27 protein-coding genes are annotated in these 21,176 nt (G+C 63.1%); 9 read left to right on the top strand and 18 right to left on the bottom strand.

The features are described 5' to 3' along the window. Positions 1-51: 51 nt before the first annotated feature. The 5 genes from KSAC_RS12885 to hpf all read left to right on the top strand — a co-directional run bounded on the left by KSAC_RS12885 (position 52) and on the right by hpf (position 4,828). Positions 52-1,107 carry a KpsF/GutQ family sugar-phosphate isomerase gene (locus KSAC_RS12885; protein WP_102324566.1) on the top strand — a complete coding sequence of 352 codons (1,056 nt, stop codon included), beginning with the start codon at positions 52-54 and terminating at the stop codon, positions 1,105-1,107. Continuing rightward, positions 1,104-1,841 (top strand): LPS export ABC transporter periplasmic protein LptC, encoded by a 738-nt coding sequence (gene lptC, locus KSAC_RS12880; RefSeq protein ID WP_102324567.1) that lies wholly within the window; start codon positions 1,104-1,106, stop codon positions 1,839-1,841. The genes KSAC_RS12885 and lptC overlap by 4 nt, the downstream gene beginning before the upstream one ends. Continuing rightward, complete coding sequence (locus KSAC_RS12875) at positions 1,841-3,154, top strand: hypothetical protein (protein ID WP_132305718.1); 1,314 nt, start codon at positions 1,841-1,843, stop codon at positions 3,152-3,154. The genes lptC and KSAC_RS12875 overlap by 1 nt, the downstream gene beginning before the upstream one ends. Next, complete coding sequence (lptB, locus tag KSAC_RS12870; RefSeq protein ID WP_102324569.1) at positions 3,151-3,927, top strand: LPS export ABC transporter ATP-binding protein; 777 nt, start codon at positions 3,151-3,153, stop codon at positions 3,925-3,927. Before KSAC_RS12875 ends, lptB begins: the two co-directional genes overlap by 4 nt. A gap of 277 nt (positions 3,928-4,204) precedes the next feature. Beyond that, on the top strand, positions 4,205-4,828 hold the full coding sequence (hpf, locus tag KSAC_RS12865) for a ribosome hibernation-promoting factor, HPF/YfiA family (protein ID WP_132305716.1): 624 nt from the start codon (positions 4,205-4,207) through the stop codon (positions 4,826-4,828). Positions 4,829-4,958: 130 nt separating this feature from the next. Here hpf and KSAC_RS12860 read toward each other — a convergent pair whose 3' ends face one another. Together KSAC_RS12860 and KSAC_RS12855 are read right to left on the bottom strand one after the other, a co-directional pair. Continuing rightward, the gene (locus KSAC_RS12860) at positions 4,959-5,222 is read right to left on the bottom strand and encodes a DUF1150 family protein (protein WP_102324571.1); all 264 of its coding nucleotides are present in this window, start codon (positions 5,220-5,222) and stop codon (positions 4,959-4,961) included. A gap of 82 nt (positions 5,223-5,304) precedes the next feature. After that, a complete protein-coding gene (locus KSAC_RS12855; RefSeq protein WP_102324572.1) occupies positions 5,305-5,778 on the bottom strand; it encodes an Hsp20 family protein in 474 nt (157 codons plus the stop codon). A 230-nt stretch (positions 5,779-6,008) separates the two neighbouring features. Here KSAC_RS12855 and def point away from each other — a divergent pair, with 230 nt between their 5' ends. From def to truA, 3 genes are all read left to right on the top strand, one after another. After that, positions 6,009-6,551 (top strand): peptide deformylase, encoded by a 543-nt coding sequence (def, locus tag KSAC_RS12850; protein ID WP_102324573.1) that lies wholly within the window; start codon positions 6,009-6,011, stop codon positions 6,549-6,551. A gap of 88 nt (positions 6,552-6,639) precedes the next feature. Then, positions 6,640-7,575: a methionyl-tRNA formyltransferase gene (fmt, locus tag KSAC_RS12845; protein WP_132305714.1), complete on the top strand. Its 936-nt coding sequence runs from the start codon at positions 6,640-6,642 to the stop codon at positions 7,573-7,575. Continuing rightward, positions 7,568-8,389 carry a tRNA pseudouridine(38-40) synthase TruA gene (gene truA / locus KSAC_RS12840; protein ID WP_132305712.1) on the top strand — a complete coding sequence of 274 codons (822 nt, stop codon included), beginning with the start codon at positions 7,568-7,570 and terminating at the stop codon, positions 8,387-8,389. The genes fmt and truA overlap by 8 nt, the downstream gene beginning before the upstream one ends. A 97-nt stretch (positions 8,390-8,486) precedes the next feature. Here the strand turns inward: truA and KSAC_RS12835 are convergent, their stop codons facing one another. The 10 genes from KSAC_RS12835 to rpmH all read right to left on the bottom strand — a co-directional run bounded on the left by KSAC_RS12835 (position 8,487) and on the right by rpmH (position 15,992). Then, on the bottom strand, positions 8,487-8,732 hold the full coding sequence (locus tag KSAC_RS12835; protein WP_132305710.1) for a hypothetical protein: 246 nt from the start codon (positions 8,730-8,732) through the stop codon (positions 8,487-8,489). 191 nt (positions 8,733-8,923) lie between these two features. Further along, the gene (locus tag KSAC_RS12830; RefSeq protein ID WP_207918696.1) at positions 8,924-9,565 is read right to left on the bottom strand and encodes a hypothetical protein; all 642 of its coding nucleotides are present in this window, start codon (positions 9,563-9,565) and stop codon (positions 8,924-8,926) included. Then, on the bottom strand, positions 9,565-10,719 hold the full coding sequence (dapE, locus tag KSAC_RS12825; protein ID WP_132305708.1) for a succinyl-diaminopimelate desuccinylase: 1,155 nt from the start codon (positions 10,717-10,719) through the stop codon (positions 9,565-9,567). Before dapE ends, KSAC_RS12830 begins: the two co-directional genes overlap by 1 nt. Before the next feature lie 20 nt (positions 10,720-10,739). Then, positions 10,740-11,588, bottom strand: coding sequence for a 2,3,4,5-tetrahydropyridine-2,6-dicarboxylate N-succinyltransferase (gene dapD, locus KSAC_RS12820; protein WP_132305706.1), 849 nt, complete (start codon positions 11,586-11,588; stop codon positions 10,740-10,742). A gap of 132 nt (positions 11,589-11,720) precedes the next feature. Next, positions 11,721-12,626 carry an acetylglutamate kinase gene (gene argB, locus KSAC_RS12815; RefSeq protein ID WP_132305704.1) on the bottom strand — a complete coding sequence of 302 codons (906 nt, stop codon included), beginning with the start codon at positions 12,624-12,626 and terminating at the stop codon, positions 11,721-11,723. Between the two features lie 69 nt (positions 12,627-12,695). Further along, positions 12,696-13,373 (bottom strand): ribosome biogenesis GTP-binding protein YihA/YsxC, encoded by a 678-nt coding sequence (gene yihA, locus KSAC_RS12810; protein WP_102324580.1) that lies wholly within the window; start codon positions 13,371-13,373, stop codon positions 12,696-12,698. A gap of 14 nt (positions 13,374-13,387) precedes the next feature. Next, entirely contained in the window at positions 13,388-15,139 is a 1,752-nt protein-coding gene (gene yidC, locus KSAC_RS12805) for a membrane protein insertase YidC (protein WP_132305702.1), read from the bottom strand. Further along, positions 15,139-15,435 carry a membrane protein insertion efficiency factor YidD gene (gene yidD, locus KSAC_RS12800; RefSeq protein ID WP_102324582.1) on the bottom strand — a complete coding sequence of 99 codons (297 nt, stop codon included), beginning with the start codon at positions 15,433-15,435 and terminating at the stop codon, positions 15,139-15,141. The genes yidC and yidD overlap by 1 nt, the downstream gene beginning before the upstream one ends. Next, positions 15,432-15,782 carry a ribonuclease P protein component gene (gene rnpA / locus KSAC_RS12795; RefSeq protein ID WP_102324583.1) on the bottom strand — a complete coding sequence of 117 codons (351 nt, stop codon included), beginning with the start codon at positions 15,780-15,782 and terminating at the stop codon, positions 15,432-15,434. The genes yidD and rnpA overlap by 4 nt, the downstream gene beginning before the upstream one ends. Positions 15,783-15,857: 75 nt before the next feature. Beyond that, on the bottom strand, positions 15,858-15,992 hold the full coding sequence (gene rpmH / locus KSAC_RS12790; protein WP_007399178.1) for a 50S ribosomal protein L34: 135 nt from the start codon (positions 15,990-15,992) through the stop codon (positions 15,858-15,860). Between the two features lie 153 nt (positions 15,993-16,145). On the opposite strand from rpmH, the gene KSAC_RS12785 reads away from it, so the two are divergent. After that, positions 16,146-16,373 carry a hypothetical protein gene (locus tag KSAC_RS12785; RefSeq protein ID WP_102324826.1) on the top strand — a complete coding sequence of 76 codons (228 nt, stop codon included), beginning with the start codon at positions 16,146-16,148 and terminating at the stop codon, positions 16,371-16,373. 23 nt (positions 16,374-16,396) lie between these two features. On the opposite strand, the gene gloA is transcribed toward KSAC_RS12785, so the two are convergent. The 6 genes from gloA to KSAC_RS12755 form a co-directional block, all read right to left on the bottom strand. Beyond that, positions 16,397-16,786: a lactoylglutathione lyase gene (gene gloA, locus KSAC_RS12780; protein ID WP_102324584.1), complete on the bottom strand. Its 390-nt coding sequence runs from the start codon at positions 16,784-16,786 to the stop codon at positions 16,397-16,399. Positions 16,787-16,800: 14 nt separating this feature from the next. Then, a complete protein-coding gene (locus tag KSAC_RS12775; RefSeq protein ID WP_132305700.1) occupies positions 16,801-17,670 on the bottom strand; it encodes an LpxI family protein in 870 nt (289 codons plus the stop codon). Continuing rightward, positions 17,660-18,511 (bottom strand): acyl-ACP--UDP-N-acetylglucosamine O-acyltransferase, encoded by an 852-nt coding sequence (lpxA, locus tag KSAC_RS12770; RefSeq protein ID WP_132305698.1) that lies wholly within the window; start codon positions 18,509-18,511, stop codon positions 17,660-17,662. Before lpxA ends, KSAC_RS12775 begins: the two co-directional genes overlap by 11 nt. A 129-nt stretch (positions 18,512-18,640) precedes the next feature. Then, the gene (fabZ, locus tag KSAC_RS12765; RefSeq protein ID WP_102324827.1) at positions 18,641-19,126 is read right to left on the bottom strand and encodes a 3-hydroxyacyl-ACP dehydratase FabZ; all 486 of its coding nucleotides are present in this window, start codon (positions 19,124-19,126) and stop codon (positions 18,641-18,643) included. A gap of 94 nt (positions 19,127-19,220) precedes the next feature. After that, positions 19,221-20,303, bottom strand: a complete 1,083-nt coding sequence (gene lpxD / locus KSAC_RS12760; RefSeq protein WP_207918694.1) for a UDP-3-O-(3-hydroxymyristoyl)glucosamine N-acyltransferase — start codon at positions 20,301-20,303, stop codon at positions 19,221-19,223. A gap of 10 nt (positions 20,304-20,313) precedes the next feature. After that, the gene (locus KSAC_RS12755) at positions 20,314-21,171 is read right to left on the bottom strand and encodes an OmpH family outer membrane protein (RefSeq protein WP_102324829.1); all 858 of its coding nucleotides are present in this window, start codon (positions 21,169-21,171) and stop codon (positions 20,314-20,316) included. Positions 21,172-21,176 lie beyond the last annotated feature (5 nt).

The following is a 21,176-nucleotide window of genomic DNA, read 5'->3' as shown; positions in this document are numbered from 1 at the left end:
AGAGCGCCCCCGGTCTGACCGGAGCCATTCCATGATGATAGCAGGTCGGGCATGAACAGCAGCCTTTCACCTTCCCTTACCGCCAATATCGGCGAAAGCGCCACGCCGCAGCATCTCCATATGCTGGCGGAGGCATGCAACGTGCTGCGCACGGAATCCGCTGGCCTGCACGCCATGATCAGCGCACTGGAAGCCCCGTCCACGCCCGATCAGGAGGGACTTGGCGCCGCCTTCATCGAGGTGGTCGAGCGCATCCTGTCGGGCAATATGCGTGTGGTCGTGACCGGCATTGGCAAGTCGGGGCATATCGGGCGCAAGATACAGGCGACGCTGGCTTCCACCGGCACGCCCGCGATTTTCGTGCATCCGGCGGAAGCCTCGCACGGGGATCTGGGCATGCTGCAGAAGGGTGATGCGGTCCTTGCCATTTCCAATTCGGGTGAAACGGCGGAAATGGCGGACATTATTTCCCACACCCGCCGGTTCGGCCTGCTGCTGATCGCCATGACATCGCGCGCGCATTCCACGCTGGCCCGCACGGCGGATATCGGGCTGCTGCTTCCCTACGCGCCCGAAGCCTGCCCCATCGGCCTGGCCCCCACCACCAGTTCCACCATGCAGCTTGCGCTGGGCGATGCACTGGCCATCGTGCTGCTGCAGCGCCGGGGGTTCAGCGCCAATGATTTCGGCATTTTCCATCCCGGTGGCCGGCTGGGAACGCAGTTGCGCCGCGTGCAGGAACTGATGCACGGCGGCGACCGCATGCCGCTGGGCCATCCCACCATGCCGCTGCGGCAGGTCATTATGGAAATGACCCGCAAGACCTTCGGCTGCATGGGCGTTGTGGATGAGGGCAATCGGCTGATCGGCCTGATTACCGACCGCGACCTGCGCCTTGCGCTGGAACAGGATCTGGACCACACCTGCGCCGCCGACATCATGAACGCCCATCCCCAGACCATCGGCCCCGATGTGCTGGCGGCGGAGGCCCTGCGCATCATGAACGACCGCCCGCGCCCGATCTCCAGCATCTTCGCGCTGGATGAAGGCGGGCACCCGGTTGGCATCGTGCATCTTCATGACCTGCTGCGTGCCGGCGTTGCATGACCGAGCCGACCGACGACAGGGATACCGGCACCGATCCCGGCGGCATCCAGCGCGAGGATTACGCCCGCAGCGCCGCCGACATCGAACGCCAGCGCAGCATATTCGACCAGTCCACCCGCACGCGCCTGCTTCCCAATGCGGAATCCCTTGCGCGCCGCCAGACGATCCTGCGTTCGGCCAAATGGGTTCTGCCGCTGCTTGCCCTTGTCCTGCTTGGCTCCATCGCTGCGTGGCCTGCGGTTGAACGCGCGGTGATCATGCATACCGGCACCATGGCGCAGATGAGCCGGGTGCGCGTGAAAAGCGGCAGCATGCTCAACCCGACCTATCGCGGTCTGGACGATCACGACCACCCCTACATGGTCACCGCCGATGAAGCCCGCCAGATATCGAACGAGCGGATCGACCTTACGAATGCAGCCGCCGACATATTGCTGGATGACCGGAACTGGCTGTATGTCACCGCGCGCGATGGCGTGTATATCCAGCACAGCCAGTTGCTGAACCTTACGCACGACGTCACCCTCTATCGCAATGACGGGACCATCATGCTTACCCCCAGCGCGGATATCGACATGCGCCACAACATCATCGTATCCGATAGCTGGATTCATGGTGAAGGCCCGATCGGGACCATCGACGCAGGCGGCAGCATGCTGGACACGCGGGGCGGCATCATGCTGTTTCGTGGCCCCGGTCGCATGATCCTCAACGCAGCGGAAAGATCGAACTGATGGCGCGCGTATCCTCCCACCTGTCGTTTGGCGGGGTTCTGCTCGGGCTGGTCGTGGCAGGCCCCGCCATGGCGCAGGGGCTGGACATGTCCCATGGGCAGCAGGTCAACGTCACCGCGCTGGGTGGCTTCGACTGGGACCAGAACGCGCAGACCGTCACCGCCTATGATCAGGCGCAGGCCATCCGTGGGGATGTGACCGTGCGGGCGGACCGGCTGATCGCCTATTACCGCAAGAAAACGCCCACGACCGCCACTGTGGCGACAGGACAGGCCGCCACGCCCCGGCCCGGCCCACCGGGAGCGGACGCCCCCCTATCCGCCCATCTGGGCATTGCCCCACCGGTCGAAACCCGTCGCCCGCATATTGTCGATGACCCGACCCAGCCCGCGAATACGCAGGCTTCCCCAGCCCCCACGGCAGCAGGAACGCAACCGGCCGCCCCGGCAGCCGCAACAGCCGGGGGCGCAGGGGATGTGGATACCAGCCTTGCGACCGCGACCGACGTGCTGCCGCAGGATCTGCCCACACCCGATGGACCTGCGCCCGCCGGTGCGCCCGGTGGCGACAAAGGTGCTGCAAGCGCAGGCGGCCCACCGTCCGATGGCGGCGATGGCGGCGGCGCAAGCGAGGTCTATCGTCTGGAAGCCATCGGTCATGTCCATGCCTTCAACACCAATGACCAGGCATGGGGCGACCATGCGGTCTATGACATGGACCAGGCCGTTCTGGTCATGACGGGCGCGCACCTGAAAATGACATCCCCGCAGGATATCCTGACGGCGCGGGACGTGCTGGAATACCATTCGCGCGAACATATGTCCGTCGCCCGCGGCAACGCGACCATGACCACGAATGATGGCCGCCAGATGCGCGCCGACGTACTGGTGGGCTATGACAAGCCAAAGGACCAGCGCACCCATCCGGGCCGTGATCACACCGGTAGCCAGCCGGGGAATGCAAATGGCGCGTCCGATGCGTCCCAGCCCGCCGGAACAGCCGCCACCGCCAATGACAGACCGGCCCCCGGCGCGGGCACGATGGACCATATGAACGCTTTCGGTCACATCGTGATCCGGACCCGCACGGAAACCGTGACAGGCGACCGGGGCGTATACGTGCCCGATACGGGCATTGCCCGGCTGGTGGGTGACGTGCATATCACCCGTGGGGAAAATCAGGTCAGTGGTACGGCGGCCATCGTGAACATGCACACCGATATCGCCACCCTGACCGACAGCCCCGGCTCACGCGTCAGTGGCCTGATCATACCCAATCAGGCCGGAAAAGGTGACAAGGGATCAGCAAGATGAACATGACACAGCCATCCGATGGTCCCCAGACCGCCGAACCGCCTGCCCCCTCCGCCGGGCTGATCGCCAGCGGCATCGGCAAAAGCTACAAGAAACGGCAGGTCGTGCGTGATGTGTCGCTACAGGTCCAGCGTGGGGAGGCCGTGGCCCTGCTTGGCCCGAACGGCGCGGGCAAGACCACCAGCTTCTACATGATCGTGGGGCTTGTGCGTCCCGACATGGGCACCATCACGCTGGATGGCGCGGACATCACGCAGTTGCCCATGTATCGCCGCGCGCGGATGGGCATTGGCTACCTGCCGCAGGAATCAAGCATTTTCCGTGGCCTTAATGTCGAACAGAACATCATGGCCGCCCTTGAGATCGTCGAACCCGACCCCGACCGGCGCCAGACGATGCTTGATGGCCTGCTGGGGGAGTTCGGCATCACACGGCTGCGTCATTCCCCCTCCCTCGCCCTGTCGGGGGGGGAGCGGCGACGGCTGGAAATCGCCCGCGCGCTGGCCAGCCAGCCGCATTATATCCTGCTTGACGAACCGCTGGCCGGTATCGACCCCATCGCGGTGGGGGAAATCCGTGATCTGGTGGCCCACCTGAAGGACCGTGGCATCGGCGTGCTGATTACCGATCATAACGTGCGTGAGACGCTGGAAGTGATCGACCGGGCCTATATCATGCATAGCGGGCAGGTCCTGACCGAAGGGCGGCCAGAGGAGATCGTGGCGAACGAAGATGTGCGCCGTGTCTATCTGGGTGAAAAATTCACGCTGTAAGCCTGCGGTCCCCACCCTGTATTTCTGCGCCCCCGTGCAAGGGGGCGGGCTGTAAAAAAACTGTAGTCTTTCATGCAGGGAAAGCATGGACAGCAGGCGGGGAACCGTGCCCAAATGTACCCGTTCGGGATCATGTGCCCGACAGGTACAACGCAACCACCCCTATCATGCACGCCTACGGGAGCAGGATCGTCACCCTGACTGAAACAATAGCTGACTGAACGTATTCCGTCTCCCGCATGCGACTGCGCTGTGATTTTATAAGGAGTTGCCCCTTATGCACATCAGTGTTGCCGGAAAACAGATCGACCTGTCCGATGCCCTGAAATACCGGGTAAGCGCCCATCTGGACCGTATTTCGGAAAAGTATTTCGGACAGGCCATGGAAGCACGCGTGACCTTCAGCCGTGCGCGTTCGTTTTTTACCTGTGACATCAATCTTCATGCCACGCGCGGCCTGACCCTGCGCGGTGAAGGCGAAGCCGCCGATGCCAATTCCGCCTTCGATGACGCGGCGGAACACATTGCGCGCCGCCTGCGCCGCTACCACCGCAAGGCCACCAACCACAGTCACCTCAAGACCCGCCAGCAGATGCCGGAAATCGGTCGTGACTATGTCCTGCGCCCCGGCATGACCGAAGCAGCCGCCACGGATGAGGAAACCCCCGTCGAGGAGGACGCGTCCCTGCCCGCGACCGGCCCCTACGCCACCATCATTGCCGAACACCCGGCCGAGATCGTGACGCTGAGCGTCAGCGAAGCCGTCATGCGCTTCGATCTTGCCGACAGCCAGATCCAGCTTTTCCGCAACAGCGCGACCGATACGGTCAATGTGCTCTACCGCCGGCCGGACGGGAACATCGGCTGGCTTGATCCTTCGGCCAGCCCGCAGGACGGCTGACCCGCCCTGCCCGCGCCGCGCGCCAGTGCGGGCGGGCGGCATCGTGACCCTTCCATACAAACCGGCCCTGTCCCGACATGCGGGACAGGGCCATAAAAATGTAAGGCTGCTGACGGTTACCGTCAGTCCATCAGTGCAGCGGGACCGGCATCATCTCGTGCTGGAGGATGGCGTTGACCGCCGTTTCCCGGTCATCCGTCACCGCCATCGGCGTACCATCAGCGGCATGGATGGCAAAGGCATCTTCCCCATCCACCTGAATTGCCCGGATATAGGCAACCGATTCCACGCCCAGTCCACGCAGCTCACCCGTGCTGATCGTGTGGGGATCGCATACCGGCGTCTCCGCCTCGTTATGCAGCAGGACCCGGCCATTCTGTGTTGTGACTCTCATCACGTTCTCTCCTGCATCATGAAGGGATGTCACCCTTCTTCCGCGCATCGCAACATGGGCCGTTCCATTACGGCGCAGGCTGTCATTCCTCGTCAATCACCCTCACGACACGTTGTTTGCGCGCAGGCGGCACATCCACCACGGGCGGAACACGTTCATGCGACGGCGCCACCGGCGCACGCGAGATCTCGATCTTGCGTATCCGGGCTTCGGGCTGGGGACGGGTCAGTTCGATATGCAGCAGGCCATTATCCATCCACGCGCCGCCGACCTCGATTCCTTCGGCCAATACGAAAGCCTTCTGGAACTGGCGCGCCGCGATGCCACGGTGCAGGAAGATGCGGCCCTGACCGTCATCACTCTGCCGCCCGCGAATGACAAGCTGGTTATCTTCCTGTGTTATGTGCAGGTCTTCCATCACAAACCCGGCGACAGCCAGTGTGATGCGCAGGGTCGTTGGGCTGACCTGCTCTATATTATAGGGCGGATACCCGTCCGACGCATTCTTGGATGCGCGTTCGAGCATCTGCTCCAGATGGTCAAACCCCAGAAACATGGGCGACCCGAAAACTCTTCCCGACAAATCGGCCTCCTCTGCTTGAGCGAGACAGGAAACGGAAAAAAACGGACCCGGAACGGCGCCCGCCTTCCATCCCTTCACGATATGGTAGAATAATAGCCATACGCAAGGGTACGCCCCCATAACCGTACATATGCCCCGTTTACGGGCATTTTGGCTGCATCACCCACTGGCATCCCGTGTGTGGAAACGCTAAATGGCGAACTATGATTGATCATGATGTCATCGCTCAGGCGACCCCCATGCCGATCCTGGTCGCACCCCAGGCGGTCCTGCGCCAGAAAACCCGCCTTGTCCGGCCCGAGGACATGAGCGAACTGCGCACCACCATTCCCCGCATGTTCTCCGCCATGTACCAGGCCCCCGGTATCGGGCTAGCGGCCCCACAGGTGGGGCTGGGCATGCGCTTCGCCATCGTGGACGTGGCGGACAAGGACGAGAAGCGCAACCCGATCGTGCTGATAAACCCCGAAGTCATTGCCGAAACGGACGGCATGGCCGCACGGGAAGAAGGATGCCTGTCGCTGCCCAACCAGTATGCCGAGGTTGTCCGCCCCGAAGCCGTGCGCGTGCGTTATCAGGACATGGACGGCAGGCAACAGGAACTGGAGGCCGACGGCCTGCTGGCGACCTGCCTGCAGCATGAAATCGACCATCTCGAAGGCATCCTGTTCGTTGATCATCTGTCCACGCTCAAGCGCAACATGATCATGCGTCGGCTGGCCAAGGAACAGCGCCAGAAGAACTGATCAGCCCCGCTGAACGCCCCTGCGGACCACCGCCGGAACCACGGCATGCCGCCCATGGTTCCGGCCAGCCTGAACGGACCCAAACGACATGCGACTGGCCTTCATGGGCACGCCCGACTTCGCGGTGCCGGCGCTCCGCGCCCTGCATCAGGCCGGACATGAAATCGTAGCCGTATACAGCCAGCCCCCGCGCCCGGCGGGACGGGGGAAGAAACTGCGCCCCTCACCCGTGCAGTGCGCGGCGGAAGAACTGGGCATTGCGGTACGCACGCCGCTGCGCCTGCGCAATAATACGGACGAACTGGCCCATTTCCGTAACCTGCATCTGGATGCCGCGATTGTCGCCGCATACGGGCTGATCCTGCCTCAGGACATGCTTGATGCACCCAAGTATGGCTGCCTGAACATCCATGCCAGCCTGCTGCCACGCTGGCGGGGGGCTGCCCCCATTCAGGCCGCGATCCTGGCGGGTGACAGCGAAAGTGGCGTGACCATCATGCAGATGGATGCCGGACTGGATACCGGGGCCATGCTGCTGCGCGATCGCGTGGCCCTGACCCCGCACACCACCGCAACCAGCCTGCATGACGATCTGGCCGCAATGGGGGGGCGCCTGATTGTCGAAACCCTGCGCCAGATGCCCCGGGCAGGTACGCCGCAGCCCGATACGGGCGTTACCTATGTGCAGCGCCTGAGCCGGGAAGACGGACGCATAGACTGGACCGCCCCCGCGTCCCATATCGACCGTCAGGTCCGCGCCCTGACCCCATGGCCCGGCACCTTCACCACGCTGGACGGTCAGGTATTCAAGATCGGGGCCACGGCGATCACAACCGATATGACGCAGGCCGTCCCCGGCACGGTTATTGACGATAGCCTGCTTGTCGCCTGCGGTTCGGGCACGACGCTGCGCATCTCCCGCCTGCAGCGCCCCGGACGCGGCATGATGGAAGCCGCGGACTTCCTGCGTGGGCAGGCCATCAGCCGCGGAACGCACTTTGGCATGGAACCGTCCAATGCCTGATACGCCTGTTTCCCGCCCGGATGATGCAGCCCCCCCTTCGGTCTGCCGATGGGCGGTATTGATCGAATATGACGGGCGGGGCTTCGTGGGATGGCAGCGACAGCCATCGGAAACCCTGCTGTCCATACAGGGATTGCTGGAAGGGGCGGCCAACAGGCTGACCGCAGGCCGTACCGTGCCCAGCATTACCGCAGGCCGCACCGATGCAGGCGTGCATGCCAGCGGTCAGGTCGCGCATCTGGATTTCCCCGCCGATGTGACATTATCCAGCGCCACGGTGCGCGACGGGCTGAATTTTTACATGAAGCCCCATCCGGTGGTGGTCCTGATGGCCCGCCCCGTGCTGCCACAGTGGAACGCCCGTTTTTCGGCGCGGATGCGCTCCTACCGCTACCGTATCCTCAACCGCGCGGCCCGACCGGCACTGGATGAGGGACGGGTCTGGCACGTCAAGTCACCGCTGGATGTTGAAGCCATGCAGCAGGCAGCCCGGGTACTGGTGGGCCGCCATGATTTCACATCCTTCCGCGCCACCGCCTGTCAGGCCAGAAGCCCCGTCCGCACGCTGGACCACCTTGAGGTCCGGCGCGAGGGAGAGGCCGTCATAATCGAAACCCATGCGCGCTCCTTCCTGCATCATCAGGTACGGAACATGGCCGGGACACTGAAGCTGGTGGGTGAAGGCCGGTGGGACGTGGAACGTGTCGAACAGGCCCTCGCCGCCCGTGACCGCCGTGCCGCCGGCCCCACGGCCCCACCCGATGGCCTGTGCCTGACCGGGGTAGGCTATGAAGACAATCCCTTCATCCGCTAGCCCGGCAGACCTTTCCCGCCATTGCCGTTACACAGCAGGCAGAAGCATGCCTTGACTGATCGCCTTCTGAGCGGGTGCCTGTGCGGAGTTTCGTGTTTCATCCAACGCCCGAAAGCATCCGACACGCATCGTCCTGATCTGTTTCTGACGGGATAAGGTCTGTCATCATTCGACCAAAGGACGGCGGATTACCGGCAACTGCGTGCGCCAGATCCGGCTGAAGCAGAACTGTAAAAGGCTGCTCGTTTCCGCCCTGCACCCAGGACATGTTGCGCGTGGAAATATTCAGCACGCTTTCCGACGCATCATAGAAGCTGTTTGAAGCGGCCTGTCCAGAGATCATAAGAAAGCTTCAGGTGAAGCTTTTTGACAAAAAAGCGACACCAGAAAACTGTTCCTGTTTTTTATCAGGAATTTCTTTTCAAACAATCTCTCTGGTCTATCTGCCCGACCGAACGTGCCTCAACGGGCATGATTTACGCAGCGACACGAAACCTCGGACTTCGCGCGGGACCACCCCATCGCGGCACATGTTCAGTGCGCGCCGCCCTGTTGCATGAGCAGGGGATAGAGGAATTCATGCCACGCCCGCTGGTCGGGTGAAAACAGCGCCGTCACGCCACCCAGCGCGACAAGGCTGCCCAGAATGGCCAGAACCATCAGGACCGCCTGCCCGCGCCGCAGCAGCAGGCCCACGCGGGCAACATACCATGTCAGCCACAGGCTGTAGACGAACTCCGTCCCGTTCAGGATCAATTCACCGGTCTGGGTTTCCAGCAGTCTGGGCGAGGCCAGCGCCATGATCAGGGCGACAACAAGCCCCACAAACAGCGTGACCCAGTCCGTCCACCATGCAGCCGTTATGTAGCGCAGCCACAGCCCTTCGCGTTTCCAGTGCCGCGCCAGCGCATGTGTCACCACGGCGGGCATCAGGATCAGGCACAGGGCGAACAGCACCTTGACCCCACTAAGCGGCTGCGGGGCGTAGGCAACGGTCAGGCCACCACCCACCAGCCACAGCGCCAGACGGGGGGCAAGGGCCGACAGAACGGAATCGCGCGTATTGCCAAAATAGGCAATGCCTTCCGCACGGCCACGCCCCAGCAGCAGCATACCCTTAAGGATACCGCCTAACCCGGATGCGGTCGGGTCGGGAGAGGAACCGCGATCGGCCATTAGTGCATCACCTTTTCAAGAAACCCGGCATAGATCGCCGTCAACTGCTTCAGGTCAGCCAGACTGACATGCTCGTCCACCTTGTGCATGCTCGCCCCCACCAGCCCGAATTCCGCAACGGGGCAGTAACGGCTGATAAAGCGCGCATCGGATGTGCCGCCACCTGTATCAAGGCGGGGTACCTGACCGGTCTCGGCGCGGATTGCGGCACGCAGGGCCTCGACCGGCGCATCGGGCTGCGTCAGGAACGATTCCCCACTGATAGAAATACTGACCCCGGCGCCGGGAGCATGCCGGGCCGTAACCGTACGCAGCCAGCCGGACAGGTCCGCACCCGTATGCAGGTCGTTAAAGCGGATGTTCAGCCGGGCATGCGCCTGCGCCGGAATGACATTTGTGGCCGTATTGCCCACATCCACGCTGGTCACCTGCAGGCTGGAGGGTTCAAACCACTCGCTACCCGTATCCAGCGGTGCCGCAGTCAGTTCCCCCAGCAGCGCCAGAAGGCGGTGCACGGGATTATCCGCGCGGTGCGGGTAGGCCACATGGCCCTGCGTGCCGTTGACGGTAATGCGGGCGTTCAGGCTGCCACGGCGACCGATCTTGATGACCTCTCCCATCCCGGCGGGATTGGTCGGTTCGCCCACAAGACAGAAATCCGGTATCTGCCCCTGCTTTTCCATCCATTCCAGCACGCGCACGGTGCCGTTGGTGGCGGGGCCTTCCTCGTCTCCGGTAATCAGCAGGCTGATGGAACCACGCTGATCCGGGGTCTGGTCCAGATACAGCCGTACGGCTGCGACAAAGGCGGCGATGCCCCCCTTCATGTCGCATGCACCCCGACCGAACAGGATGCCGTCATGAATTTCCCCGCCGAAGGGATCATGCTGCCACCGGGCGCTGCCTACCGGCACCACATCGGTATGCCCGGCAAAACACAGATGGGGATGGCCCGTGCCCAGACGGGCAAACAGGTTGGGCGTGCGGGCCTCTCCCTCCCCGAACGGGAGGAGGGTCACGCTGAAACCGATCTGCTCCAGCACACCGGCCAGCGTGTTGATGCAACACCCATCATCAGGGGTGACGGAAGGACAGCGGATCAGATCCCGCGCAAGGGTGACAACACCACCGGGGTCGTGTTCCATACCGGCCATTCCGTCATCCGCCATCGCGATCAGCCGCGCAGCAGGTCGTTGATCGAGGTCTTGGAGCGTGTGCGTTCGTCCACGCGCTTGACGATCACGGCGCAGTCCAGCGACGGCAGCGGCTTGCCATCAGCCGATGTGGCCTGACGCGGCGGCAGCGTGCCGGGCACGACGACCGAGTAAGCCGGAACGCGGCCCATGAACACTTCGCCCGTGGTGCGGTCGACGATCTTGGTGGATGCGCCAAGGAACACGCCCATGGACAGCACGCTGCCGCGTTCGACCACCACGCCTTCGGCCACTTCCGAACGCGCACCGATGAAGCAGCCGTCCTCGATGATGACCGGGGCGGCCTGCAGCGGCTCAAGCACGCCACCAATACCGACGCCGCCGCTGATGTGGCAGTTCTTGCCAATCTGCGCGCAGCTTCCGATCGTAACCCAGGTATCGACCATCGTCCCGCTATCGACATACGCACCGGCGTTGACGAAGCTGGGCATAAGCACGACGCCGGGGGCAATGAAGGCGGAACGACGCACGACCGAACCCGGCACGGCACGGAAACCGGCCGCGGCGAAAGCCGCCTGATCCCAGCCTGCGAATTTCAGCGGCACCTTGTCATAGCTGGGTGCACCCGCGCCGCCACCTTCGACCAGACGGTTGTCATTCAGGCGGAAGGACAGGAGCACGGCCTTCTTCAGCCATTCATTGACAGTCCAGCCATCCGCGCCCGGCGTGGCGACGCGCAGCTTGCCGGAATCCAGCGCCAGCAGGGCGGCCTCCACCGCGTCGCGGTCGGCCCCGGTTGTGGCGGTGGACAGCGTCTCACGACGCTCCCACAGGGCCTCGATCTGGCTCTGAAGGGATGTATCGGTCATATTTGCAAAATCCTGTCTGGGGCTGGTTTCCCCGGCGGGACATGCCGGGGGCCTGTGTTAATTTGCCTGCGGACCATGCGGAGGATCGGGGGCAATGTCAACGCACCGCCCCGGATTACCCCGCACGCCCGGTCATGCGCCGCGGATCAGGGTTCCGGGGCCAGCTTCGGTGAACAGTTCGAGCAGGCAGGAATGCTGCACGCGGCCATCGAGAATGACCGCCGCCTTCGCACCCGCGCGCACGGCTTCAAGGCAGGTCTCCACCTTGGGGATCATGCCACCCGAAATCATGCCGCTGGCAATGCCCTTACGCGCGTCTTCCGCCGTCAGTTCCGGGATAAGCCTGCCTTCGCCATCAAGCACGCCGGGCACGTCCGTTAGCATGATCAGGCGGCTGGCATTGATCGCGCCTGCAATCGCACCGGCAGCCGTGTCGGCATTGATGTTATACGTCTCGCCATTCTCGCCGCCACCGATGGGGGCGATAACGGGGATCAGCCCCGAACCGGACAGTGCATAGATCACGCGCGGGTCGATGCGGGTAGGTTCCCCCACGAAACCCAGATCAAGCAGGCGGTCGGTTTCCACCCCGCCCACGCGCGCGCGGCGCTGGAGCCTGCGGGCCGAAATCAGACCACCATCCAGCCCGGAAATACCCACGGCCAGCGCGCCCGCGCGGTTGATGAGACCGGCGACCTGCTTGTTCACCTTGCCGCCCAGCACCATTTCGATCACGTCGATCATGGCCGCATCGGTTACGCGCAGTCCATCGATGAAGGTCGATTCAATCTGCAGCCGCTTGAGCATGGCGCTGATCTGCGGACCACCGCCATGCACCACGACGGGATTGATGCCGACCTGCTTGAGCAGCGCGATGTCATGGCCAAACGCGCTGGACAGCGAGGTATCGACCATCGCGCTGCCACCATATTTCACCGCGATCGTGTCACCGGCATAGCGGCGCAGATAGGGCAGCGCCCTGGCCAGAACCTCGGCCCGTACCTGTGCTTCCCGGTCGCCCGGTTCTGTTCCTGTCATCCGAACGGTCCCTTCGCTCCTGACTGCTGAATATCCCTGCCCCCGCCCGTTAACATGGGCGGATGGACCCTATCTGGCGGCCTGCACCGGATTGGCCAGTCGGGCCAGTTCCGCGCGCAGCATCTCGATCCCTTCCCCGCTTTCGCTGCTGGTGGCCAGCACATCGGGGAAAGCTGCGGCATGCGCCCTTACGATTTCACCCACTTCGCGCAGCTTGGCCGCCAGCGCATTGGGTTTGGGCACATCGCATTTGGTCAGCACCACCTGAAAGGTTACGGCGGCGCGATCCAGCATCTTCATGATTTCCTGATCACTGGCCTTGACCTCCACCCGGCTGTCCAGCAGCAGCACGACACGGCGCAGCGTCGGCCTGCCGCGGAGGTAGGAAAACATCATGCCCTGCCAGTCTTCCTTCACCGCTTTCGCCGCCTTGGCAAAACCGTAACCGGGCATATCGACCAGCGTAAGCCGGTCGGCCAGTTCAAAGAAATTGAGCTGCTTGGTCCGTCCCGGCTCGGACGAGGCGCGCGCCAGCGCCCGACGCCCGGTCAGGGCGTTGATCAGACTGGACTTGCCCACGTTGGAGCGGCCCGCAAACGCGATTTCCGGCAGTAGCGGATCAGGCAGTTGGCCGAGCTTCTGTGCGCCAAATACAAAATTGAACTCACCGGCGAACAGAACGCGCCCGATTTCACGGTCGCGTTCCAGTTCTTCAGGTGTCAGCGGGGGGGAGGAAAAATCCACCATCTCGATCCCTGTGGTTATTTCTTCCCGGCGGGGAGTTTGGGCTTGCTGTCAGAACGGTTCTTCACGCGGCGCTGGATCAGCGTCTGCTGCGCCATCGTCAGCAGGTTGTTCCAGCAGTAGTAGATCACCAGCCCCGAAGGCTGACGCGCCATGAAGAAGGTGAAAATGACCGGCATGAGCTGGAACATCTTCTGCTGCGCGGGGTCCGCCGCCGGGGCGGGATTGATCCGCTGCTGGATGAACATCGTCAGCCCGAACGCAATCGGCCACAGGCCAAGCTGGAGCATGGGCGAAATGACGGTGGGGTCCCACGGGATCAGGCCGAACAGGGTGAACAGGTTTGTCGGGTCAAATGCCGACAGGTCATGAATCCAGCCAAAGAACGGCGCATGACGCATTTCGATGGTGACGTACAGATCTTTATACAGGCACCAGAAAACCGGGATCTGCAGCAGCATGGGCAGGCAGCCGCTGGCCGGGTTCACGCCTTCCTGCTTGTACAGGGCGATCATCTGCTGGTTGAGCGCCATCTGGTCGTCCTTGTAGCGCTCACGCAGGGCTTTGATCTTGGGCTGAAGCTGACGCATCTTGCCCATGGACTGGAACTGCTTGGTCGCCAGCGGGAAGAACAGCGCCTTGACCAGCAGGGTGAACGCCATAAGGGCAAGGCCGAAATTGCCCAGCATGGTGTTCAGCCAGTCCAGCACCGTAAAGATCGGACGCGTCAGGAACGCAAACCAGCCAAAATCGACCGCTTTCCAGAAATCGGGGATATGCAGGCTGGATTCATATTTTTCCAGCAGCGGCACTTCCTTGGCACCGGCAAAGACATGGCTGGCGGAAACCGCCTCCCCGCCACCCGCCACAACCAGTGGCGTGCGCGCGGTAAAGCCTACGTCATAGACACCCTTGTCCCCGCCGGTGGGCTGATAGGAATAGGTGCCCGCCACGTCGCTATCCTGCTGCGGAATAACGGCGGACAGCCAGTATTTGTCGGTAATGCCGGCCCAGCCGCCCTGCCCCGCCTTGGTCCATGCGATGTTACCCGGCGGCACGGCTCCCTTGCGCAGGGACTTGTACGAACTTTCGTCCAGCTTGTGATCAATGACCGAAATCGGCCCTTCATGCACAAGGTAACCACCCGTCTCGACCGGGGTGTAGCCACGTTCCACGCGCGAGAAGGGATAGAGGGAAACGGCTTCCCCCCCATGGTTGATCACCTTCTGCGTGACCGCGAACATGTAATTCTGGTCAATGGCGATATTGATCTGGAATACCTGTCCCTGACCGTTATCCCATGACAGGGTCACTGGCTGGGCCTGTGTCAGCGTATCGTGGTCGGCAGTCCAGACGGTGTTGGCATCAGGCACGCTGACATGGCCACCGCTGACATTGGCCCAGCCGACCTCGACCAGATTGGGTTCCGCCTGATCGCGCGGCTCCAGCACACGGACCAGCGGGCTGCCTGCTTTCACGGTCTCATGATAATTCTTGAGCACGAGGTCATCGAGGCGTGCGCCACGCAGGTCGAGCGAACCATGCACGCGGTCCGCGTCGATCGCCACGCGCGGATCGGGCTGGCCGGCGTCAGCCACCGGCGGTACGGCGGACGTATTGCCGCCAGCCGCGACGGGCGGCAGACCCGGTGTGGCATTGGGGGCCTGCTGCTCGACCGTCTTATGGTTCTGCTGTGGCAGGAAATACTCGAAACCGACCAGCACCACGGCAGACAGTGCTGTTGCCACCATAAAACGCTTGATATCCATCAGCGACCCGCCAGACTTTTACTGTTTTTCATGGAGTCATGCATGCCACATCCGCAGGCCCCATGGGGAACCGGATCATGACCGCCCGCGTTCCACGGGTTGCAGCGCAGGATGCGCCACACGGCCAGCACCGTACCGCGCGCAGCCCCATGCCGGGCAATCGCGTCACGTGCGTAATGACTGCATGAAGGGGTAAACCGGCAATGCGCGCCCCATATGGGCCGGATCACCAGTTGGTATGCGCGAATGATCGCGCGCAGGATGTGGGCAGGCGGGCTTAGGGAAGACGTAGTCACGATTCTTCCTTCACCCCCGCCTTGCGCAGGGCCTTGCGGTAATCGCCCACAAGGGCATCAAACCGCCGATCCCGCGTGCCAGACCGGCCGATAACCACGATATCGACACCTTGCAGCGTACGTTCGCGATCCAGCAGCCGGACGACTTCCCGCAGGCGTCGCCGGACCCGGTTGCGCACAACGGAATTACCCACTTTCTTGGTAACGGTAAAACCGTACCGGGCAGCTTCCGTGTCGCCGCGTTCAAGCGCCTGCAGCACCAGCCCCGGAACGGGTGCCTTGCGGCCTTTGGCCGCCACCCGCAGGAACTCGGCGCGTTTTTTAAGACGCGTGGACTTATCGGCCACTTTCAGCCGCCCCTTTGTAGAGACATTTCGCGTTCCGGGCGCACAGGCGCCCGGAACGTGCAGACGTCACCTGCCTCAGGCAGAAAGACGCTTGCGGCCCTTGCTGCGACGGTTTGCAACAACCTTGCGGCCACCAACGGTTTCCATACGCGAACGGAAGCCGTGGCGACGCTTGCGGACCAGCTTCGAGGGTTGATACGTGCGCTTCACAACGGCACTCCCAGATTGACAATGACAGACAGGTTACGGAATAAATTCCAGCAGGCCCCATATCATACGGAAGGCCCGAGCGGCGCCTTATACTGCCGCTTTCAGGCAACGTCAATGCTGACCGCCCCTTCCCCCCGTAACCGGATGTTTTCCATGACCAGCCCAGCCTGCGACTCTGCACCCGCCCTGAATGAAATGCTGCGCAAGCACCTGCATGATATCCGGGGCCATCTTTCCCCGGCCATGCTGCAGGCGGATTCGCTGGCGCTGAGTACTGATGAACGGACACGAAAGGCGGCACAGGCCATTCTGGACGCGCTCGACGCCACGACGGCGGAACTCGCCGCCATGCGCCGCCTGCTGGGATCGCGCCAGCCGTAACGGGAAATGCGGGATGGAGACGACTATTTCTTTTCGATCAGTTCGATCTTGTAGCCGTCCGGGTCTTCCACAAACGCGATGACGGTCGTGCCAAACTTGACCGGCCCGGCTTCACGCGTGACCTTGCCACCCCCGGCACGCACCTTTTCCACAAGGGCCGCGACATCAGGCACGCCCACGGCGAAATGACCGAATCCGGTGCCCACATCGTAACCGTCATCCTGCCCCCAGTTATAGGTCAGTTCGATTTCAGCCTGTCCGGCAGCGTTATCGCCATAACCAATGAAAACGAGGGTATACTTCCCTTCCGGCACGTCCTTGCGCCGCAGTTCGTGCATGCCCAGCAGCCGGTAAAAGGCAAGGCTTGCATCAAGGTTGCGGACGCGCACCATCGTATGCAGGTAGCTTCCCATTTTACGTTCTCCCTTCAGGTTATTTTTTCATCCCCGCCACCGATACCGGTCAGGAAAAGCCCCGCTTCATTCGCCATGGTGATGCAGGCGGCGGGATCGGTAATCAGCGTGGCCCCGGCCTCGATGGCGATACCGCGCAATCCGGCCGCGATGACACCGGCAAGGGTACGCGGACCTATTGTGGGCAGGTCCGCGCGGCGTTCCTGTCCCGGCTTGGCCATTTTGACCAGAACGCCACCGGGACGGTCCGGTTGCCGCAGACCTGCCACGCGTTCGAGCATGCCATCCGTGCCTTCCAGTGCCTCCACCGCCAGCACGAGACCGCCCTGCACCACGCAGCCCTGACCGATATCCAGTTCACCCAGCCGCCGGATCACTTTCCGGGCCAGCATGATATCGGCGCGGGCAGCTTCATCGGGTGTCACTGCGCCCATCGCCCCACGGCGCGCGACGGAGCCGGACAGATATTCATGCGCGCCCCGGATGGTGAAGCCTTCCTCACCCAGCACGCGCACGATGGCACCCAGCAGTCCGTCATCGCCCGCAAACAGGGCCTTGCCGATACGCGCCAGAATACGCGCGCCCGTCGCATCCGGCCGCAGGTTGATAAGGGAAGGCCGACGCACCGGCCCGATCAGCACAAGGTTACGGCAGCCATGTTCATGCAGCGCAGACAGGATTTCCCCCGCGGCCGCAAGCCGGATCATGCGGTGTGGCCACCGGCCGATCACATCCGGGTCGGCAAAGCCCTGAAAGCCGACGATAAAGACGCGGCCGCCTGCCTGCTCAACCGCCTGGGCGACCTGCCCCGGCAGGGGACCACCACCGGCCAGAATGCCGACGCAGGCCGTCTCCCGCCGATACGCGGCGATATCAGGCGCCATCGCTCTCGATCATGTCCCCGCTCTGAACACGTACCAGGCCGCGATGGCTGGGGGCTGCGATGAAATCAAGGATCTCGACCACGCGCGCATCATCGGCATAGCTCTGCCTGACATGCTCCAGCCGGTCCTGAAAAACCGCGCCGGTGGCATGGGCGGCCTTGGGATACAGGGCACGGAAGGCCTGACGCATGCGCCGCACTTCCTCGGGCTGGACGCCGTTACGGCGCAGCCAGATCCAGTGCAGACCCACCAGTCGGGCGCGATTGCCCAGCACGCTGCCATACGGGATCACATCGGCCTCGACACCACATACGCCCCCGACAAGGGCGGCATGGCCGATACGCACGAACTGATGCAGGGCGGCGGCCCCCATGATCCGGGCATCGTCGCCAATGGTCACATGGCCACCCATGACCACGTTATTCACGATGATCACGCCACGCCCCAGCGTACAGTCATGGGCCACATGGGAATTGGCCATGATGAGACAGTCGGCCCCCACGCGGGTAATGCCCGTGCCGGTCGCCGTGCCACGATGGATCGTTACATTTTCACGAATGGTGGTACGCGCGCCGATGATGCACGACGTTGGCTCACCCCGATATTTCAGGTCCTGCGGGGCCATGCCCACGGTCGTGAACGGGTAGCAGACAACCCCCTCGCCCAGCGTGGTATGGCCATCGATCACCACATGGGAGACAAGTTCGACGTTATCCCCGATTACGACATCGGGACCGACCGAACACCACGGGCCGATACGTACGCCAGTGCCAATCCGGGCATGGCTGGAAACAATAGAGGACGGATGAATCTCAGGCGCCTTGCCACGTCGGTCATCCATTTGGGCACCGTTAGGTGAACTTTCAGCCAGAATAGCCTCCCTTCCCGCAAGTCCCTGTGGGCACAACCCACAGGGCGACGTCCGGCCCGCCCGCGCGGGGGGAAGCCAGTACGTCCGTTTCCTGCGGAATTACCCCATGATCATGGCGCTGAACGTCGCCTCGGCAACGGATACGCCATCGACGCGCGCCACACCCTTGAACTTCCACACATTGGCGCGGCTGCGTTCTTTCTCGACGTGAATACGAAGCTGGTCGCCCGGGCCGACGGGGCGGCGGAATTTCGCGCCATCGATCGTCATGAAGTAAACCAGCTTGCCTTCAAACGCGGCACCCAGCGTCAGCACCACGAGGGTCGCGGCGGTCTGGGCCATCGCCTCGATGATCAGGACACCGGGCATCACGGGACGCGCCGGGAAATGCCCCTGGAAATGCGGCTCGTTAACCGTGACATTCTTGATGCCGACAGCCGACTGCCCCATCACGATATCAACCATGCGGTCGATCAGCAGGAACGGATAGCGATGGGGGATCGCCTCCATTATCCGCATGATGTCGATCGATTCCAGCGTCGCAGGTGTTGCGTCCGCGGGCTGTGCCTCTACTTCTTTATCCACGTCGTCCAACCACTTGTTCGGTCAGGAAGGAACCCTGCCACCAGAGGGAAAACAGTGGCTTCCTGCCGGTTGAATATCTGACAGCGGCAGACAATCAGGCCTTTGTGGCCTTTTCGCCGCCTCCATCCTGCGTCGTTTTTCTGGCCATCCTGCGCAGAAAGGCCACGTTCCGGAAAAACTCCCGAAAAGGCATGGCCGGACTGCCGATCACGTCGGCTCCGGCCTCCACATCGGACATGACGCCACACTGGGCGCCGATCCGGGCCTTGGTACCGATCTTGATATGTCCGATCAGCCCGGCCTGCGCCGCAACCGTCACGAAATCACCCAGTTCGGTCGAACCGGAAATACCGGCCTGGGACACCACGATACAGCACCGTCCCAGCCGCGCATTATGGCCAATCTGCACCAGATTGTCGAGGCGTGAGCCAGCGCCGATCACGGTATCGCGGATGGAGCCGCGATCGACCGTGGAATTGGCGCCGATCTCCACCCCGTCCTCCAGTATGACGCGACCAAGCTGGGGCACGGTTTCGAAGCCTTCCGCCGTTACGGCGAAGCCGAACCCGTCCTGCCCAATCCGTGCGCCGGGCAGCAGCGTCACGCGTTCACCCAGCAGCGCATGCGAAATGGCGACATGCGCGCCAATACGGCAGCGCGCACCGATTTCCACACCCGCCCCGATGCTGACATGCGACCCGATATCCGCGCCCGCGCCAATACGAACCCGGTCACCCAGCACCGTAAACGGCCCGATGGCCGCTGTCGGATCAATTTCGCACCCTGCACCGATTACGGCTGTCGGATGGACACCGGGCTTTACCGGGGGAAGCGGGTAGAACCGGGACGCGACACGGGCCCATGCCTGGTACGGTGCCTTTGATACCAGAACGGCGGCATGGGCCGGCACCTTGTCGGCAAAAGCGGGGGCAACGATCACCGCCCCGGCCTGTGTGCCTTCCAGCAGGGGCAGATAGCGCCTGTTATCGAGAAAGCTGACCTGATCGCGCGTGGCGGACTGAAGGGGGGCGATACCAGTGAAACGACTGGCGCCAGCCCCATCCGCCGCCATGCGCAGTTCAGCCCCACTGCACTGCGCCAGTTCATCCAGCCCGAAGGGACCCTGCGTTATGAAAAAACGCGGATCGCCCGGCACGTTATCCGGCATTACGGTCATGCAACAGACCTTAATGCTTTGCCGGGGCAGCGGGAGTCGGGACCGAAGCCGGCTTGTCGGCATCCGCCGTGGTGGGCATGGTGCCGGACTTCGCCAGCACTTCGGGATCGACATCGGCAGCCGGGATGAACACGGTGGGCAGTACGCCATTGAGCTGGCTTGCAACCTGCTGCGTGATATCAAGGCTTTCCTGACTCAGGGCCACCTGTTCACGGTGCAGCACAAGGTTCATGCCATGGCTGGCCGCGACCTGCCGGATGATCTGGATCAGTTCACGCTCGATCTGACCCAGCGAAACCTGTGCCGCTTCCTGAATCACGCGGTTGCGGTTGCGGAAGTCCTTCTGCGCCGCCAGCACGCGTTCCTGCAACTGGCGCTCGCTTGCCTGGATCTGGGTGGACGACATGGTCCGCGCCTGACCCTGCAGCTTCTGCTGCTCGTCACGCCAGCCAGCCTGTTCCTTCTGCGCATCGCGGGCGAGGTCATCACGCCGTGCGCCCAGAACGCGCTCCGCCTGCTGCGCGGCAGAGGACAGACGCATGACTTCGGGCACGCTGATCACGCCGATAATGGGTGCTGGCGGCGGGGCGCTCTTGGCGACATCCGGTGCCTTGGGCACGGGCGGCTGCGGCAGGATGGGCGGATTCTGCGACTGCGCTTCCTCGCTATCGGCGGCGGAGGCTGGCAACTGAACCGGGGACGGCGCCGCTTCATGCTGGGGAGCATGGGCCGCGGGCTGGGCCGTCTTGGGCACGAACCAGCCCGCGTTCCCGTTGGCGGCCTGGGCATGCGCGCCCGAAATGGCCTGATATCCCCACCCGAGCAGAGCGGTTGCGGCAAGCAGACGGATGCCGGATTTACGCAACATTATCA

It is taken from the genome of Komagataeibacter saccharivorans, from assembly GCF_004348195.1.
GTDB lineage: Bacteria > Pseudomonadota > Alphaproteobacteria > Acetobacterales > Acetobacteraceae > Komagataeibacter > Komagataeibacter saccharivorans.
This window is presented reverse-complemented; position numbering and strand designations above follow the sequence as displayed.

What these genes read in the sequence shown, in the direction of transcription:
- KSAC_RS12885 (WP_102324566.1), top strand. Translation starts at nt 52, where the DNA reads ATGAACAGCAGCCTTTCACCTTCCCTTACCGCCAATATCGGCGAAAGC.
- lptC (WP_102324567.1), top strand. Translation starts at nt 1,104, where the DNA reads ATGACCGAGCCGACCGACGACAGGGATACCGGCACCGATCCCGGCGGC.
- KSAC_RS12875 (WP_132305718.1), top strand. Translation starts at nt 1,841, where the DNA reads ATGGCGCGCGTATCCTCCCACCTGTCGTTTGGCGGGGTTCTGCTCGGG.
- lptB (WP_102324569.1), top strand. Translation starts at nt 3,151, where the DNA reads ATGAACATGACACAGCCATCCGATGGTCCCCAGACCGCCGAACCGCCT.
- hpf (WP_132305716.1), top strand. Translation starts at nt 4,205, where the DNA reads ATGCACATCAGTGTTGCCGGAAAACAGATCGACCTGTCCGATGCCCTG.
- KSAC_RS12860 (WP_102324571.1), bottom strand. Translation starts at nt 5,222, where the DNA reads ATGAGAGTCACAACACAGAATGGCCGGGTCCTGCTGCATAACGAGGCG.
- KSAC_RS12855 (WP_102324572.1), bottom strand. Translation starts at nt 5,778, where the DNA reads ATGTTTCTGGGGTTTGACCATCTGGAGCAGATGCTCGAACGCGCATCC.
- def (WP_102324573.1), top strand. Translation starts at nt 6,009, where the DNA reads ATGATTGATCATGATGTCATCGCTCAGGCGACCCCCATGCCGATCCTG.
- fmt (WP_132305714.1), top strand. Translation starts at nt 6,640, where the DNA reads ATGCGACTGGCCTTCATGGGCACGCCCGACTTCGCGGTGCCGGCGCTC.
- truA (WP_132305712.1), top strand. Translation starts at nt 7,568, where the DNA reads ATGCCTGATACGCCTGTTTCCCGCCCGGATGATGCAGCCCCCCCTTCG.
- KSAC_RS12835 (WP_132305710.1), bottom strand. Translation starts at nt 8,732, where the DNA reads ATGATCTCTGGACAGGCCGCTTCAAACAGCTTCTATGATGCGTCGGAA.
- KSAC_RS12830 (WP_207918696.1), bottom strand. Translation starts at nt 9,565, where the DNA reads ATGGCCGATCGCGGTTCCTCTCCCGACCCGACCGCATCCGGGTTAGGC.
- dapE (WP_132305708.1), bottom strand. Translation starts at nt 10,719, where the DNA reads ATGGCCGGTATGGAACACGACCCCGGTGGTGTTGTCACCCTTGCGCGG.
- dapD (WP_132305706.1), bottom strand. Translation starts at nt 11,588, where the DNA reads ATGACCGATACATCCCTTCAGAGCCAGATCGAGGCCCTGTGGGAGCGT.
- argB (WP_132305704.1), bottom strand. Translation starts at nt 12,626, where the DNA reads ATGACAGGAACAGAACCGGGCGACCGGGAAGCACAGGTACGGGCCGAG.
- yihA (WP_102324580.1), bottom strand. Translation starts at nt 13,373, where the DNA reads ATGGTGGATTTTTCCTCCCCCCCGCTGACACCTGAAGAACTGGAACGC.
- yidC (WP_132305702.1), bottom strand. Translation starts at nt 15,139, where the DNA reads ATGGATATCAAGCGTTTTATGGTGGCAACAGCACTGTCTGCCGTGGTG.
- KSAC_RS12785 (WP_102324826.1), top strand. Translation starts at nt 16,146, where the DNA reads ATGACCAGCCCAGCCTGCGACTCTGCACCCGCCCTGAATGAAATGCTG.
- gloA (WP_102324584.1), bottom strand. Translation starts at nt 16,786, where the DNA reads ATGGGAAGCTACCTGCATACGATGGTGCGCGTCCGCAACCTTGATGCA.
- KSAC_RS12775 (WP_132305700.1), bottom strand. Translation starts at nt 17,670, where the DNA reads ATGGCGCCTGATATCGCCGCGTATCGGCGGGAGACGGCCTGCGTCGGC.
- lpxA (WP_132305698.1), bottom strand. Translation starts at nt 18,511, where the DNA reads ATGGATGACCGACGTGGCAAGGCGCCTGAGATTCATCCGTCCTCTATT.
- lpxD (WP_207918694.1), bottom strand. Translation starts at nt 20,303, where the DNA reads ATGACCGTAATGCCGGATAACGTGCCGGGCGATCCGCGTTTTTTCATA.
- KSAC_RS12755 (WP_102324829.1), bottom strand. Translation starts at nt 21,171, where the DNA reads ATGTTGCGTAAATCCGGCATCCGTCTGCTTGCCGCAACCGCTCTGCTC.